General features: G+C 69.9%; 16 protein-coding genes. 10 read left to right on the top strand and 6 right to left on the bottom strand.

Annotated features, from left to right (window positions below):
• Positions 1–15: 15 nt before the first annotated feature.
• Positions 16–984 (top strand): homoserine kinase, encoded by a 969-nt coding sequence (locus ACLBKU_RS01505; protein ID WP_410177760.1) that lies wholly within the window; start codon positions 16–18, stop codon positions 982–984.
• A 31-nt stretch (positions 985–1,015) separates the two neighbouring features.
• Entirely contained in the window at positions 1,016–1,474 is a 459-nt protein-coding gene (gene rnhA / locus ACLBKU_RS01510; protein WP_410177761.1) for a ribonuclease HI, read from the top strand.
• A gap of 125 nt (positions 1,475–1,599) precedes the next feature.
• Here the strand turns inward: rnhA and ACLBKU_RS01515 are convergent, their stop codons facing one another.
• From ACLBKU_RS01515 to ACLBKU_RS01525, 3 genes are read right to left on the bottom strand one after another with little or no spacing between them, the layout of a single operon-like run.
• The gene (locus tag ACLBKU_RS01515) at positions 1,600–1,776 is read right to left on the bottom strand and encodes a YegP family protein (RefSeq protein ID WP_410177762.1); all 177 of its coding nucleotides are present in this window, start codon (positions 1,774–1,776) and stop codon (positions 1,600–1,602) included.
• Between the two features lie 59 nt (positions 1,777–1,835).
• Entirely contained in the window at positions 1,836–2,951 is a 1,116-nt protein-coding gene (locus tag ACLBKU_RS01520; RefSeq protein ID WP_410177763.1) for an NAD(P)/FAD-dependent oxidoreductase, read from the bottom strand.
• Positions 2,948–3,916 carry an alpha/beta fold hydrolase gene (locus tag ACLBKU_RS01525; protein WP_410177764.1) on the bottom strand — a complete coding sequence of 323 codons (969 nt, stop codon included), beginning with the start codon at positions 3,914–3,916 and terminating at the stop codon, positions 2,948–2,950. The genes ACLBKU_RS01520 and ACLBKU_RS01525 overlap by 4 nt, the downstream gene beginning before the upstream one ends.
• A gap of 109 nt (positions 3,917–4,025) precedes the next feature.
• Between ACLBKU_RS01525 and ACLBKU_RS01530 the strand changes: the two genes are divergently transcribed.
• The 7 genes from ACLBKU_RS01530 to ACLBKU_RS01560 all read left to right on the top strand — a co-directional run bounded on the left by ACLBKU_RS01530 (position 4,026) and on the right by ACLBKU_RS01560 (position 11,448).
• Positions 4,026–4,502 (top strand): prepilin peptidase, encoded by a 477-nt coding sequence (locus ACLBKU_RS01530; protein ID WP_410177765.1) that lies wholly within the window; start codon positions 4,026–4,028, stop codon positions 4,500–4,502.
• 118 nt (positions 4,503–4,620) lie between these two features.
• The gene (cpaB, locus tag ACLBKU_RS01535; RefSeq protein WP_410177766.1) at positions 4,621–5,727 is read left to right on the top strand and encodes a Flp pilus assembly protein CpaB; all 1,107 of its coding nucleotides are present in this window, start codon (positions 4,621–4,623) and stop codon (positions 5,725–5,727) included.
• A gap of 50 nt (positions 5,728–5,777) precedes the next feature.
• Positions 5,778–7,418 carry a type II and III secretion system protein family protein gene (locus ACLBKU_RS01540; RefSeq protein WP_410177767.1) on the top strand — a complete coding sequence of 547 codons (1,641 nt, stop codon included), beginning with the start codon at positions 5,778–5,780 and terminating at the stop codon, positions 7,416–7,418.
• Positions 7,419–7,455: 37 nt separating this feature from the next.
• Positions 7,456–8,085 carry a CpaD family pilus assembly protein gene (locus tag ACLBKU_RS01545; RefSeq protein ID WP_410177768.1) on the top strand — a complete coding sequence of 210 codons (630 nt, stop codon included), beginning with the start codon at positions 7,456–7,458 and terminating at the stop codon, positions 8,083–8,085.
• A 3-nt stretch (positions 8,086–8,088) separates the two neighbouring features.
• Positions 8,089–9,369 (top strand): pilus assembly protein CpaE, encoded by a 1,281-nt coding sequence (locus ACLBKU_RS01550; RefSeq protein WP_410177769.1) that lies wholly within the window; start codon positions 8,089–8,091, stop codon positions 9,367–9,369.
• A gap of 80 nt (positions 9,370–9,449) precedes the next feature.
• On the top strand, positions 9,450–10,421 hold the full coding sequence (locus ACLBKU_RS01555; RefSeq protein ID WP_410177770.1) for a type II secretion system F family protein: 972 nt from the start codon (positions 9,450–9,452) through the stop codon (positions 10,419–10,421).
• Positions 10,422–10,437: 16 nt separating this feature from the next.
• The gene (locus ACLBKU_RS01560; protein ID WP_410177771.1) at positions 10,438–11,448 is read left to right on the top strand and encodes a type II secretion system F family protein; all 1,011 of its coding nucleotides are present in this window, start codon (positions 10,438–10,440) and stop codon (positions 11,446–11,448) included.
• A gap of 195 nt (positions 11,449–11,643) precedes the next feature.
• On the opposite strand, the gene ACLBKU_RS01565 is transcribed toward ACLBKU_RS01560, so the two are convergent.
• Together ACLBKU_RS01565 and ACLBKU_RS01570 are read right to left on the bottom strand one after the other, a co-directional pair.
• The gene (locus ACLBKU_RS01565) at positions 11,644–12,153 is read right to left on the bottom strand and encodes a MarR family winged helix-turn-helix transcriptional regulator (RefSeq protein ID WP_410177772.1); all 510 of its coding nucleotides are present in this window, start codon (positions 12,151–12,153) and stop codon (positions 11,644–11,646) included.
• Positions 12,146–13,018 carry a crotonase/enoyl-CoA hydratase family protein gene (locus ACLBKU_RS01570; protein ID WP_410177773.1) on the bottom strand — a complete coding sequence of 291 codons (873 nt, stop codon included), beginning with the start codon at positions 13,016–13,018 and terminating at the stop codon, positions 12,146–12,148. Before ACLBKU_RS01570 ends, ACLBKU_RS01565 begins: the two co-directional genes overlap by 8 nt.
• 246 nt (positions 13,019–13,264) lie before the next feature.
• Between ACLBKU_RS01570 and ACLBKU_RS01575 the strand changes: the two genes are divergently transcribed.
• Positions 13,265–13,996: a 2OG-Fe(II) oxygenase gene (locus tag ACLBKU_RS01575; protein ID WP_410177774.1), complete on the top strand. Its 732-nt coding sequence runs from the start codon at positions 13,265–13,267 to the stop codon at positions 13,994–13,996.
• A gap of 95 nt (positions 13,997–14,091) precedes the next feature.
• Here ACLBKU_RS01575 and ACLBKU_RS01580 read toward each other — a convergent pair whose 3' ends face one another.
• Positions 14,092–14,877 carry an SDR family NAD(P)-dependent oxidoreductase gene (locus ACLBKU_RS01580; protein WP_410177775.1) on the bottom strand — a complete coding sequence of 262 codons (786 nt, stop codon included), beginning with the start codon at positions 14,875–14,877 and terminating at the stop codon, positions 14,092–14,094.
• Positions 14,878–14,901 lie beyond the last annotated feature (24 nt).

Genomic DNA, 14,901 nt, shown 5'->3' on the forward strand with positions numbered 1-14,901 from the left:
AAGGGGGGCTCAGGCGTGGCGGTCTACACCCACCTCGGGGCCGAGGACCTCGCGCGGCTGATCGGCGAATACGACGTCGGCGAGCTGGTCTCTGCCAAGGGAATCGCCGAAGGGGTTTCCAACTCCAACTGGCTGGTCGAGACGACCGGAAGCGCTGGCAGCGGCACGCGCTTCATCCTGACGCTCTACGAGCGGCGGATCGACTATGCGGACCTGCCCTATTTCCTCGGGCTGCTCGATCACCTTGCGGGCAAGGGCTGCCCGGTGCCGCGCACGATGCACGACCGCGCGGGGGGATCGTGGCGGATGGTCGAGGGCAAGGCCGCCGCCCTGATCGAGTTCCTGCCCGGCGTTTCGCCGACGCGGCCCACCCCGGCGCAGGCGCGCGCGGTCGGCGCGGTGCTCGCGAACCTCCACCTCGCCGCGCGGGATTTCCCGAGCGCCCGCGCCAACGCGATGGACTTCGCCGCCAGCGCCGCGATCCTCGACGCCTGCGGGGCCGAGCGGCTGGCGACAATCGACGCAGGGCTTCCGGCGATGCTGGACCACGCCCGCGCGGCCGCCGCGCTCGACCTGTCGGCGCTCCCGGTCTCCCAGACCCACACCGACCTCTTTCCCGACAACGTGCTGATGCTTGGGCCGAAGGTCACGGGGCTGATCGACTTCTACTTCGCCTGCACCGGGCCGATGGTGCTCGACCTCGCGGTGAGCCACGCGGCGTGGAGCTTCGATGCCGCCAATACCTACGACCCCGCGATCGGCAGCGCGCTCATCGCGGGCTACCAGTCGGTGCGCCCGCTCGATGCCGCCGAGCGCGCGCTCTTCGCCGAGGTCGCCAAGGGCGCGTGCCTGAGGTTCGTCGCGAGCCGCGCCGAGGACTGGCTCGACACCCCCGACGACGCGCTCGTCACCCGCAAGGACCCGATGCAGTTCGCCGCGCGCTGGGCCTTCTACGACCGCGAAGGCGCGGGGCTGCTTGCCTGACGCCCCCCGCCCGGCCTAGGGGCTCGCCGACATGAGACAGGTCGACATCTTCACCGACGGGGCGTGCAAGGGCAACCCGGGTCCGGGCGGCTGGGCCGCGATCCTCAGGAGCGGGGCGCACGAGAAGGAGCTCGTCGGCGGCGAGCCGCGCACCACCAACAACCGCATGGAGATGACCGCGGTGCTGCGCGGCCTGTCGGCGCTCAAGGAGCCCTGCGCGGTGACGGTCCACACCGACAGCCGCTACGTCATCGACGGGATGACCAAGTGGATCTTCGGCTGGCAGAAGAAGGGCTGGATCAACGCGGCGAAGAAGCCGGTGGTGAACGAGGACCTGTGGCGCGAACTGATCGCCGCCGCGCGGCCGCACAAGGTCGCGTGGGAATGGGTCAAGGGCCACTCCGGCCACCCCGAGAACGAACGCGCCGACGCCCTCGCGAGCGAGGAGGCGGCGCGGCAGGGGGATGCGCGGTCGGCTTTCGGGCATTAGGTCCACGAAGTCGTCATTGCGAGGAGCCGAAGGCGACGCGGCAATCCATGGACGAGCCACACCGCACGCGGGAACCTCAGGCCATCGATTGCTTCGCTTCGCTCGCAATGACGAGGGGGTGAGCCTCAGCTGTTGTCGACCACCTCGGCGGCAGGGCCGTTTGTCTTGATCGAATCGATCGCGTTCTGCGCGCTCGCTTTGCTCGAATAGCCCTCGGTGGTGAACATCACTTCCGAATTGTACTTGAACTTCACGCGGTATTCGCCGGCCTTGTCCCTGGTGATCTCGAAGCTGTGCGCCATCGGCTCTCTCCCTTGTGGCTAATGCCGGTTAGGAAAATGCCAGAAGCAGGCGGCGCTGCCTAGGCCGATTGCGGGAGCGGCGCGGCGGCGAAGCGCGCGGGGGCGTAGGCCGCGGGGTCGATCCCGGCGGTCACCGCGTCTGGCCACTCCCCCAGGATCAGCTGGCGGGCGAGGCGCGCGGCGGCCGGCGCGGTCTGGATGCCGAAGCCACCCTGGCCTGCGAACCAGAAGAACGACGGCTCCCCGGGGTCGGCGCCATAGACCGGCAGGCGATCGGGGGCGAAGCTCCTGAGCCCCGCCCAGCGATGCTCGAGCGCGGCGATGCGCCAGTCGGTGACGCTCTGGAAGCGGTCGATCGCGAGCGCGACGTCGAGCTCCTCGGGCGCGGCGTCGCAGGGCTCGGAGGGGACCTCGTCGTGCGGGGAGAGCCACAGGCGCCCGGCGTCGGGCTTGAAGTAGAAGCCGCCCTTGATGTCGAGCACCAGCGGCAGGTCGGCGGGCGCGGGCGGATCGACGCGCAGCACCGCGACGGTGCGGCGCAGCGGGGCGATCCCGACGGGGCGCACCCCGGCGAGGCGCGCGATTTCGTCCGCCCAGGCGCCCGCGGCATTGACGATCCGCGCGGCGCGGAAGGTCTCGCCGTGCGCGGCGGCGATGGTCCACACGCCGCCCGCCCGCGCGAGCCCCGCGACTCGGGCGCGGGTGACGAGCGCGGCCCCGGCGCGCCGCGCTTCGCGCAGGTAATGCTGGTGGAGCCCCGCGACGTCGATGTCGGCGCAGGCCGGCTGGTGGAGCGCCTCGCTCCATTCGGGCCGGATGCCGGGCACGCGTTCGCCGAGCGCCGCAGGCGCGAGGCGCTCCATCCGCACCCCGGTGCCCTCGTAGCTCGCGCGGAAAGCCTCCATCGCGGCGCGGTCACCGGCGCGCCCGACATAGAGCGCGCCGCGCGGGGTGAGGAAGCCGTGTTCCGCGAGGAACGGCCCCGAGGCGCGGGTCAGCGGGGTGATGGCGGGGCCGCCGTAGCACTCCTCCCAGAACGCCGCCGAGCGCCCGGTGGCGTGGTAGCCGGGCGCATCCTCGGCCTCGAGCAGGAGCACGGAGGCCTCGCGGGCGAGCTCGGCGGCGATGCTCGCCCCCGCCATCCCCGCCCCGATCACGGCGATATCGTGGATCATCTCGGAGCGGGTGCCACCCGGTCGAGAAACGCCGCGATCCGCGCCATGATCGGCCCTCGCACCGCGTCGACCTCGCGCAGCACCTCGTGGGCGGCCTCCTCGCCGAGCGCGAGGAGTTCGCCCCGGGGGAGGCGGCGCGCGGCGGCAAGGTTGGCGGGGTGGCTCACCAGCTTGTCGGCCGAGGTCGAGATCACCAGCACCGGCGCGGTCACGCTCTCGAGCGCGCCGGGCGCCTCGAGCAGGATCCAGGAGGCATAGGCGCGCTCGACCCAGCGCCAGCTGCCCGGGCCCATGACGAGCTCGGGCCGCGCCTCGCGCCACCATTGCTCGTCGGCGTAGCGCTCGGGATCGTGGGTGAGGAGATTGGCGCGCGCGGCCGGGAGCTCGCCGGGCTTCTCGCTCCACTTCCACGCGGGCCGCGCCGGGTCGCCGACGCGGCACATCGCGCGGGCGAGGCCGTGGAGGAAGCCGAGCGGCAGCGGCGGCCCGGCGATCCCGGTCATGGGCGCGCTCAGCACGACGGCGTCGGGTGCGATGCGCTTCGCCACCAGCGCGCGCAGCACGAGGTGCCCGCCCATCGAATGCGCGGCGAGAACGTGCGGCCCCGGGGTCTCGCGGGTCCAGCGCTCCCACAGCAGCGCGAGATCGTCGATCCACACCGCGAAGTCCTCGACATGGCCCGTCACCGCGTCCTTGCCGAGCCGCCCCGAGCCCGCCTGCCCGCGCCAGTCCGAGGCGGTCACCCGCCACCCGGCGCGGTGCCATTCCTCGAGCGTCTCGAGATATTTCTCGTAGAAGTCGCCGCGCCCGGGGAGGAACAGGATCGATCCGCGCGGGGCCGGCGCCGCGCCCGGCCAGTCGATGCGGCGCACTGTGTGGCCGTCCGCGGCCTCCCAGGTGCTCTCGCGCGCGGCGGGGGGAATCGCGCGGCGGTCGATCGCCGCGACAGTGCTCGCCGCCGTCATCGCGGGCCGCCGAACGTGGTTACTATTTGGTAAGTCATGATCTGTACGAGTGTCCCAAGAAGGAACGGCCGCCCGAATGTCCGCGCGGCCTAACGGGGGCACGCGTTCGATGAGTTCCATTTCCTACGGTCTGCTGATCGCCTTGGCAATCGCGCTGCTGGTGGCGGCCTTCACCGATATCCGCCGCCGCCAGATCGACAACTGGCTGAACCTCGCGATCGCGCTCGGCGCGCCGGCCTTCTGGTGGTCGCAGGGCCTTGCCCTGTGGCCCGACGTCGCGCTGCAACTCGGCATTGCGGTCGGCGCCTTCGCGGTCTTCGCGGCGATGTTCCGTTTCCGGATCATGGGCGGCGGCGACGTCAAGCTGCTCACCGCGCTCGCGCTGTGGGTGCCCTTCTACGAATACATGCAGTTGCTGCTGATCATGTCGATCGCCGGGGGCATCCTCACGGTGATGCTGGTGTTCTGGCACGTCGCGCGCCGCCAGCGCGACCGCATCGCGGTGCCATATGGCGTGGCGATCGCGTTCGGCGCGCTGTGGACGCTCGCGATCAACTACCTGCCCGCCGGCACGCTGGCGGCCTGAGCGGGCACGAGGGTTCGCTTTCGTCGCATAACCCGATCTTAACCGTTCAAGCCTTACGCCACGCAACCATACCTGCCCGCTAACCAATTGGGGCGACTACGAGGGGGCTATTTGAGCCATGGATAGGAAGAAGCTGGTTCTGCTGCTCGGTGCGCTGATCATCGCGATCGGCACGGCCATCGCTGCGCGCAGCATGTTCGCCGGAGGCTCTGCTCCCCAGGCCGAGGCCGCGGTCCCGACCGGCCCCCGCGTGCTCGTCGCCAAGCGCGCCCTGCCCGCGGGCACGATCATCACCGCCGATGCGCTGGGCTTCCAGCCCTGGCCCAAGGAGCTGGTGCAGGACGCCTACTTCCTCGACGGCGAGGCCGACATGAACAAGCTGCTCGGCACCGTGGTGCGCTATCCGATCACCGCCGGCGAGCCGGTCACGCAGGGCGCGCTCGTCTCGCCGGGCGACCGCGGCTTCCTCGCCGCCGCGCTCGGGCCGGGGATGCGCGCCGTGACGGTGCCGGTCTCGGCCACCACCGGGGTCGCGGGCTTCGTATTCGCGGGCGACCGCGTCGACCTCGTGCTCACCCAGCAGTCCGACGCCGATGAAGGCCCGTCTTTCAAGGTAGCCGAAACCGTGCTGCGCAACCTGCGCGTGCTCGCCACCGACCAGACCACCGAGAAGACCACCGACGAGAACGGCAAGACCGTGGTGCAGGAATTCCGCACCGTGACGCTCGAGGTCACCCCGAAGATCGCCGAGAAGATCGCGGTCGCCCAGACGATCGGCCAGATCAGCCTGGCGCTGCGCTCGATCTCGGACAACCCGGCCGATCTGGAAAAGGCGCTCGCCTCGGGCAGCGTGCAGATCCCGGCGGGTGCGACGCCCGAGCAGGAGGAGAAGCTGCTCAAGGCCGCCGCCGGCCAGCCGATGGACAAGGGCACCACCTTTTCGACCGGTGGCGATGTGTCGCGTTTCCAGCGTTCCGCTCCGCCGCCGCCGAAGGGTTCGGCACGTCCTGCCGCGCCGCAATACTTCGCTGCTCCGGCCCAGCCGGCGGCCAGCGGCGGCGCAGTCAAGGTCTACACCGGGCCGAGCGTGCGGGTGACCCGCGGCAAGGAAACCTCCGAGGAGAAGGTCAGCGCCAGGACCGGCGCGATCCTCTCGGGCCAGGCCACCGGGGTGCGCAAGGCCGGGCAGACCCTGCCCGCCGCCGGTTCCACCCTCGCCTTCTGATGACGACGACGACCAAGACCATGCCGACCACATCCCAGGGGGGTCATCCCATGACACGCAAGTTCAAGACCAAGCTGCTGGTGGCCGCGCTCGCCGCGGTGCCGATGGCGGCGATGCCGGCCGCGACCGCGGTCGCGCAGCAGGTCGTCCGCCCGTCGCAGGAAATCGTCCTGTCGATCGGCAAGGGCGAGCTGGTGACGGTGCCCGGCAGCATGACCGACGTGTTCGTCGCCAACGATCAGGTCGCCGACGTCCAGGTCAAGTCGCAGCGCCAGCTCTACGTGTTCGGCAAGGCCGGCGGCGAGACCACGGTCTATGCCAGCAACGCGGCCGGCGACGTGATCTTCTCGGCCAACATCCGGGTCGGCTCGAACATCGGCAGCCTCGACCAGATGCTGGCGATGGCGATGCCCGACGCCAAGATCTCGGTCTCGACGATGGGCACCAGCACCGTGCTCCTGACCGGCACCGTCGGCGCCCCCGAGGACGCCGCCGAGGCCGAGCGCCTCGTCACCGCCTTCCTCGGCAAGGACGCCAACGTCATCAGCCGGCTGCGCACCGCGACCCCGCTCCAGGTCAGCCTCCAGGTCAAGATCGCCGAGGTCAGCCGCAGCCTGCTGCGCGAGATCGGCGGCAACCTCCAGAGCTTCGACACCACCGGCGGCTTCCGCTTCGGGGTCGGCACGGGCCGCTCGATCGTCACCGGCAAGTCGGGCCTCGCCGGGCCCTTCGCGAGCGGCAACGGCATCCAGAACCCGACCATCACCGTGCCCGTGATCGGCTCCAATGGCCTGCCGCTGTTCGACGACACCGGCAAGCCGGTCACCCAGGACCTGCTCGGCACCGGCGTGAACAGCAACGGCGGCACGACGCTGTCGGGCCTCGGGCGGCTGTTCGGCATCGACATGCTCGGCGCGCTCGACCTGTCCGAACGGCTCGGCCTCGTCACCACCATCACCGAGCCGACCCTCACCGCGCTGTCGGGCGAGACCGCGACCTTCCTCGCGGGCGGCGAATTCCCGATCCCGGTCTCGCAAGGCCAGCTCGGGCAGGTGACGGTCGAGTTCCGCGAGTTCGGCGTGAGCCTCGCCTACACCCCGACGGTGCTCTCCAACGGCCGCATCTCGATGCGGGTGCGCCCCGAGGTCTCCGAGCTTTCGGCGCAGGGTGCGGTGTCGCTCAACGGCTTCCAGGTCCCCGCGCTGACCACCCGGCGCACCGAGACGACGGTCGAGCTCGGCTCGGGCCAGAGCTTCATGATCGCCGGGCTGATGAGCGCCAACTCGCAGAACCAGCTCGACAAGGCACCGGGCGTGGGCGACGTGCCGATCCTCGGCAACCTGTTCCGCAGCCGCAGCTTCCGCAAGGGCGAGACCGAGCTGGTGATCATCGTCACCCCCTATCTCGTGAAGCCCGTCGACGCGAAGGACATCAAGCTGCCGACCGACGGCTTCCACTCGGCCAACGAGTTCGAGCAGCTGCTCGGCTACCAGAACAACGCGGGCAAGTCGGGCGAGCAGCGCCCCCTCCCCCGCGCCGCCGACGGGGACGCCCCTGAGCCCAAGGTGAGCGCCGCCGATCCGGCCGCGATCATTCCCTCGGCCCCGGAAAAGCCGCGCCGCGCGGAGAAGAAGTCCCGTCGCGGGGAGAAGTCCGCCAGCGTCGCCGCGGCGCCCGGCTTCAGCCTCTGACATGAGAAAGGTGACGACGATGCACGATGCACGACAAATGCGGCTCGCCCTCGCGCTGATGCTGGGCCTCGGCCTCGCCGGCTGCGGCGGGATGCCCCAGAACACCTCGCTCTATTCGGTCAAGCAGCCGGTGGTCGAGCGCAGCAACATGACGCTCGACGTGGCGACCACCCCGGGCGGCCTGCCGATCTCCGAGCAGCAGCGCATCGCCGGCTGGTTCGAGACGCTGAACCTGCGCTACGGCGACCGGATCGCGGTCGAGAACCCGGGCCAGAACCCGGCGGTGGCGAACGCGGTGCGCGACCTTGCGGGCCGCTACGGGCTGATGCTCGCCGACGCCGCGCCGGTCACGCCGGGCTATCTCCAGCCGGGCCAGGCACGCATCGTCATCACCCGCTCGAGCGCGAGCGTCCCGGGCTGCCCCGACTGGTCGGCCAAGTCCGACATGAACTATTCGAGCGGCCTCAGCCCCAATTTCGGCTGCGCGATCAACAGCAACCTCGCCGCGATGGTCGCCGATCCGCAGGACCTGCTCGAAGGCAAGAAGGGCTCGGGCGAGACGGTGATCGCGACCTCGAACAAGGCGATCTCGACCTATCGCGACAAGACGCCGACCGGTGCGGGCGAACTCAAGGAAGCCGGCGCGAACGGCGGGGGAGGTAACTGAGCCATGAATGCACCCTGGAAATCGGGCCTGCCCGGCAACCGCGACCCCTTCTCGGCCTATATCTGCGACGACAGCGCGCTCGACGTGCTGCGTCCGGTGGTGATCGAGCTCGGCTGGCAGCCGGAGAAGTGCAACAAGGGCGGCCTGCGCAACGCAGTCCAGTCGCTCTCGGTGAGCGCCTCGCCGGCGATCCTCGTGGTCGACCTGTCGGAAAGCGGCGATCCATTGAACGACATCAACGCCCTCGCCGAGGTGTGCGAGCCGGGGACGGTGGTGATCGCCATCGGCCAGGTCAACGACGTGCGCCTCTACCGCGACCTGCTCTCGAGCGGGATCCACGACTACCTGCTGAAGCCCCTGTCGCCCCAGCAGGTGCATGACGCGCTTAACCAGGCGCTCGCGGTGTTCATGAGCCCCAAGGCGGGCGACGCGGACGCGGCCAAGCGCCACATCTCGACCGCCGTCGTGGGCACCCGCGGGGGCGTGGGCGCCTCGACGCTCGCGACCTCGCTCGCGTGGCTGTTCTCCGAACAGCACAAGGCGCCGACCGCGCTGCTCGACCTCGACGTGCATTTCGGGACCGGCGCGCTCGCGCTCGACCTCGAGCCGGGCCGCGGCCTCACCGACGCGATCGAGAACCCGAGCCGCATCGACCCCTTGTTCATCGAGCGCGCGATGGTGCGCGCCGGGGACAACCTGTCGATCCTCTCGGCCGAGGCCCCGATCAACCAGCCGCTGATGACCGACGGCAGCGCCTTCGTGCAGCTCGAGGACGAGTTCCGCCAGGCCTTCGAGATGACGGTCATCGACCTGCCGCGCAACATGCTCATCAACTTCCCGCAGCTGCTGGCGGACGTGAACCTCGTGGTGCTGACCTGCGAGCTCACCCTCGCCTCGGCGCGCGACACGATCCGGCTGCTGTCGTGGCTCAAGGCCAATGCCAGCCACGCGCATCCGATGATCGTCGCCAACAAGGTCCAGCCCGGCGTCGCCGAGATCAGCAAGGCCGACTTCGAGGCCTCGATCGAGCGCAAGGTCGATTTCGTGGTGCCCTACGACATCAAGGCGGCCTCGAACGCGGCCAAGCTCGGCCAGGTGTTCGTCGATGCCAACCGCTCGAGCAAGGCGACCGCGGCGATCCGCCAGATCGCCGAGCGCGTGATGGGCGTGAGCGTCGACGAGGGCCACGCGGGCGGGCCTGAGAAGAAGTCGCTGCTCGGCGGCTTCGACTTGAAGGCGCTGGTCGCCAAGAAGAACAAGGCGCCCGCCGAAACGGCGGAATGAGGCCGCGCGGCGGCGGCGGGGCGGCGCGCAGGCCGCCCCGCCGCCGCGGGCGAGCCTGAACGAGGCAGGAACACGCGAGCATGGATTTTCTCCAGACCCTGATCATCACGCTGACGATCTTCGCCGTGCTCGTCCTCGGCTACACGGTGTTCGCCGGATCGGGCGTCGCCAAGGCCCAGAAGCGCCGCATGCAGGCGGTGCGCTACCGCCATTCCGAGAGCCTCGATGCCAAGGTCGACGCGCAGTTCAAGCGCGCCATCGCCGCGCGCAAGCCCAAGACCTACCGCGTCGCCGGCTCGGGCTCGCGGATGGAGGCGCTCGCGGTGCGGCTCAATCGCACCGGCAAGAGCTGGACGGTGAGCCAGTACATCTACGCCTCGCTCGGCCTCGGCATCGGCATGGCGGCGGTGGTGTTCGTCTTTGCCGGCGCCCCGCTGCTCGCGCTCGGCGTCGGTGCGCTCGTCGGCGCGGGCCTCCCGCACTGGTGGGTGGGCCGCCTCATCAACAAGCGCACCAACCAGTTCATCTCCAAGTTCCCCGACGGCATCGAGCTGCTCGTGCGCGGCCTGCGCTCGGGCCTGCCCGTCACCGAGACGCTCGGCATCGTCGCCACCGAGGTCCCCGGACCGGTCGGCGCGGAGTTCAAGACGATCATCGACCGCATCAAGGTCGGCAAGACGATGGAGGACGCGCTCCAGGACACCGGCGACAAGCTCGGCATCCCGGAGTTCAACTTCTTCACCATCACCCTCGCGATCCAGCGCGAGACCGGGGGCAACCTCGCCGAGACGCTCTCGAACCTCGCCAACGTGCTGCGCCAGCGCGCGCAGATGAAGCTCAAGATCAAGGCGATGAGCTCCGAATCCAAGGCCTCGGCCTACATCGTCGGCTCGCTGCCCTTCCTCGTCTTCGGCGCGATCATGTTCATCAACCCGGGTTACATGGGCAAGTTCTTCGAGGACGACCGCCTGATCGTCGCGGGGCTCGGTGCGGGCGTGTGGATGGGCATCGGCGTGTGGATGATGTCCAAGATGATCAACTTCGAGATCTGAGGCGGGGAGACAGGCCATGATCAACCAGCCCCAGGGTCCGATGGTTCTCGGCTTCGACGTGATCGTCGTCGGGTCCGTGCTCGCCGGCCTCGCCGCCTTCGCGGTGGTGCTCGCGATCTATGCCGCGGTCACGATCAAGGACCCGATGGCGAAGCGCGTCAAGGCGCTGGAGGCCCGGCGCGAGCAGCTGAAGGCGGGGATCGTCACCTCGGCGACCAAGAAGCGCACCAGCCTCGTGCGCCGCACCGACACCACCGACCGGGTCAAGGACAGCCTCGGCAGGCTCAACGTCCTCCAGGAAAGCCAGATCCGGATCATCCAGCAGAAGCTGGCGCACGCGGGCTACCGCAACAAGGAACTGGCCGTCATCATCATCGGCGCGCGCGCGATCGCGCCGCTCGTGCTCGGCGGGGTGATGGGCCTGCTCATCTATGTCGTGAACTTCTGGCCCGACTGGGGCCCGATGACGCGCCTCTTCGCCTTCGCGATGACCGTGTTCCTGTCCTACAAGGGCCCGGAAATCTACCTCAAGAACAAGGCGGTGAAGCGCACGAAGGAGATCCAGAAGGGCCTTCCCGACGCGCTCGACCTGCTCGTGATCTGCGCCGAGGCCGGTCTCACGGTCGACGCTGCCTTCAACCGCGTCGCCAAGGAACTGGGCCGCGCCTATCCCGAACTCGGCGACGAATTCGCCCTGACCGCGATCGAATTGAGCTTCCTCAACGAGCGCAAGATGGCGTTCAACAACCTCGCCTACCGCGTCAATCTGGAAGCGGTGAAGGGCGTGGTGACGACCATGATCCAGACCGAGCGCTACGGTACCCCGCTCGCCAGCGCGCTGCGCGTCCTGTCGGCCGAGTTCCGCAACGAGCGCATGATGCGCGCCGAGGAAAAGGCCGCGCGTCTGCCGGCGATCATGACCGTGCCGCTGATCGTGTTCATTCTGCCCACGCTCTTCGTGGTCATCCTCGGCCCCGCGGCCTGTTCGATCTCGGACAACCTCGTCAACTCGAACGCGATGGGGTGACACCGGCGCCGGCGCGAACGCCCGAGGGCATCGCGCCGTGGCGGGCCTGCCTCTCCGGTTCCCCTCCCGCTTGCGGGAGGGGCTAGGGGTGGGACAGGGATCATGCGCCGCGCGCGGCCAAGCCCACCCCCGGCCCCTCCCGCGAGCGGGAGGGGAGGAGCGAAAACGAGCCCGCCGAAGGGCCCGGGGCGGGGTTCACCCCTGCCCCGGCCCCTCGCGCAATCGCTCCCCGAGCGCCGTCGCCCGCTCGCGCAGCGCCGCGAGCAGCCGGCGCAGCTGCGCCTCCTCTTGCGGAGCGAACCCGGCGAGGAGGTCGGCCTCGGTGGCGCGGGCGAGCGGCATGACCTCGCCGTGGATGCCCCGCCCCTCGCCGGTCAGCACCAGGAGGTGCGAGCGTCCGTCGCCGGGATTGGGCGCGCGCGCGACCAGCCCGCGCTCCTCGAGCACCTTGACCGCGCGGTTGACCGCGACCTTGTCCATCAGCGTCGCCGCGGTGAGGTCGCGCTGGGTGAGGCTGCCCCCCGCCGCCTCCGCATCGCCGAGCACCGCCATCACCCGCCACTCGGCGATCTTGAGGCCGAAGCGCTTGCGATAGCGCTCGGCGATGAGGCTGCTCACCGCGTTGGAGGCGACCGAGAGCTGGTAGGGCAGGAACGCCGCGAGCTCGCCGCCGCCGTCCCCCGCCCCCTCCGGCGCATCACTCATAGGGGCGTTCGTCCCACCAGGGGTAGAAGTCGGGCATATCGGCGCTGACCTTGCCGGGATACATCGGCGCACGCTTCTCGAGGAAGCTCGCGATCCCCTCCTTGGCATCGGCGCCGCGCGAGAGGCGGTAGATCGCGCGGCTGTCGATCTTGTGCGCCTCCATCGGGTGATCGGCGGCGGCGAGGCGCCACATCATCGCCCGGGTCATGGCGACCGAGATCGCCGAGGTGTTCTCCGCGATCTCGCGGGCGAGCGATTGTGCGGCGTGGAGCAGGTCATCCGGCGCGTGGACCGAGCGCACGAGGCCGCCCGCCCGCGCCTCCTCGGCATCGAAGATGCGGCCGGTGTAGCACCACTCGAGCGCCTGGCTGATGCCGACGATGCGCGGCAGGAACCAGCTCGAGGCGGCTTCCGGCACGATCCCGCGCCGGGCGAAGACGAAGCCGTAGCGCGCGGTCGAGCTGGCAAGGCGGATGTCCATCGCGAGCTGCATCGTCGCGCCGACGCCGACCGCGACGCCGTTGCAGGCGGAGATCAGCGGCTTCCTGGATTCGAACAGACGGAGCGTCAGCAGCCCCCCGCCGTCGCGCACCCGCGGGTCGGAGAGGGTGTCGACGGTATCGCCGCTCGAGAACACCTGCCCGCCGCCCTCAGGTGTGAGGTCCGCGCCGGCGCAGAAGGCTTTCTCGCCGCTGCCGGTGAAGATCACCGCGCGCACGGCGTCGTCGGCGTCGATGTCGTCCATCGCCGCGATGATCTCCTCGCCCATGGTGCGGGTATAGGCGTTCATCTTCTCGGGGCGGTTGAGGGTGATGGTGGCGATGCCGTCGCTCTTCTCGACGATGATCTGGGTGTACTGGCTCATGGGGTCCCTCTCCTGGTGCGGCTCACGTGATGCCATGCTTGGGCCAAAAGGGAACCCCCGCAAAAGCGTGGGCTTGTCCGGGCTGCGCTTGCCGGGGGCTTGCGGGGGCCCAGACCCCCTCCACACCCCCACTAGCCCCCTCCACACCCCCTCGAGACCCTGCCTTGCCCCGGCTTTCCGGCGATGTTTCACGTGAAACATCGCCCGCTTTGACCGCCCGGCGATCCTCGGCTAACCGCAGCGGGGATGACAGGGCACACCTTCCGCATCGACCCGAGGCTCGACCCGGCAGGCCTGCACGAGGAATACCGGGCCAGCGGGCGGCTCCACATCCCCGGCTTCCTCGTCGCCGAGGATGCCGAGGCGCTGCTCGCCTTCCTCAAGAAGGCCGAGGCGTGGAAGCTGGTGTTCAACGCGGGCGAGAAGCTCTTCGAGCTCGACCGCGCGACGCAGGCCGGCCTTCCGGAGGCGAAGCGCCGCGAGCTCGAACAGGCGATCCAAGCCAAGGCGCGCTACGAGTTCCAGTTCTGCTACGAGACGATCCGCGTCCCCGACGCCGAGCGCGAGCGCCTCGCGGCGGGCACGCTGCTCGCGGATTTCGCCCGATTTCTCTCGCAAGGAGAAGGACTTGCCTTCCTTCAGGCGGTGACCGGCGAGCCCGCCATCGCCTTCGCCGACGCGCAGGCGACGGCCTATGGACCGGGGCACTTCCTCACCGCTCACGACGACGCGGTGGCCGGCAAGCACCGCAAGGCGGCCTATGTGATGAACCTGACGAAGGACTGGAGCGCCGACTGGGGCGGCCTGCTCGCGTTCCACCAGCCCGGCGTCGCGGCAGCCGAGGCGCTGGTGCCGAGCTTCAACGCGATCAACCTGTTTTCCGTGCCGCAGCCGCACAGCGTCACCATTCTCGCCCCCTTCGCGCCGCGCCGACGCTACGCGGTGACCGGCTGGCTACGGGGCGGGACGAGGCCCTGATCCACGAAGAAGCCGCCCGGGCCGGGCGGGCGCGGGCGGCTCTATCGCTCACTATTCCGTGACTTAGCGCGGCGCCATGCGGCCACGCCTCGCCATCAGCGCGGGGCCATACGAATGGCGCCGTCGAGGCGCACGTCCTCGCCGTTGAAGTAGCCGGTCTCGATCATGCACATGGCGAGCTTGGCATATTCGGTGGGGATGCCGAGCCGCTTGGGGAACGGCACCGAGGCGGCCAGCGCGTCGCGCACGTTTTGCGGCGCGGCGGCGAGCAGCGGGGTGTCGAAGATGCCCGGCAGGATGGTGTTGACGCGGATCCCCTCGTTCATGAGGTCGCGCGCGATGGGGAGCGTCATGCCGATCACCCCCGCCTTCGAGGCCGAGTAGGCGGCCTGGCCGATCTGCCCGTCCTCGCCCGCGACGCTCGCGGTGTTGACGATCGCCCCGCGCTCGCCGAACTCGTCGAGCGGGTCGAGGGTCAGCATCCCGGCGGCCGACTTGGCGATGCAGCGGAAGGTGCCGATCAGGTTCACCTGGATCACGAAGTCGAAGGCGCTGATCGGGAAGTGCTTGATCGAGCCGTCTTCCTTCGAGCGGCTGGCGGTCTTGATCGCATTGCCGATGCCGGCGCAGTTGACGAGGATGCGCTCCTGCCCGTGGGCCTCGCGGGCCCTTGCGAAACCGGCGTCGACGTCCGCGTCGCTGGTCACGTTGACCTTGCAGAACACGCCGCCGAGCTCGGCCGCGATGGCGTTGCCCTTCTCCTCGTTCATGTCGAAGATCGCGACTTTCGCGCCCTTCGCGGCGAGCGCGCGCGCGGTCGCCGCGCCGAGGCCCGAGGCACCGCCGGTGACGACCGCGGGGGTATTGCTGCTGACTTCCATTGTCTTTCCTCTCAGAGTGTAAAG

This window comes from Erythrobacter sp. NE805, assembly GCF_046452355.1.
GTDB lineage: Bacteria > Pseudomonadota > Alphaproteobacteria > Sphingomonadales > Sphingomonadaceae > Erythrobacter.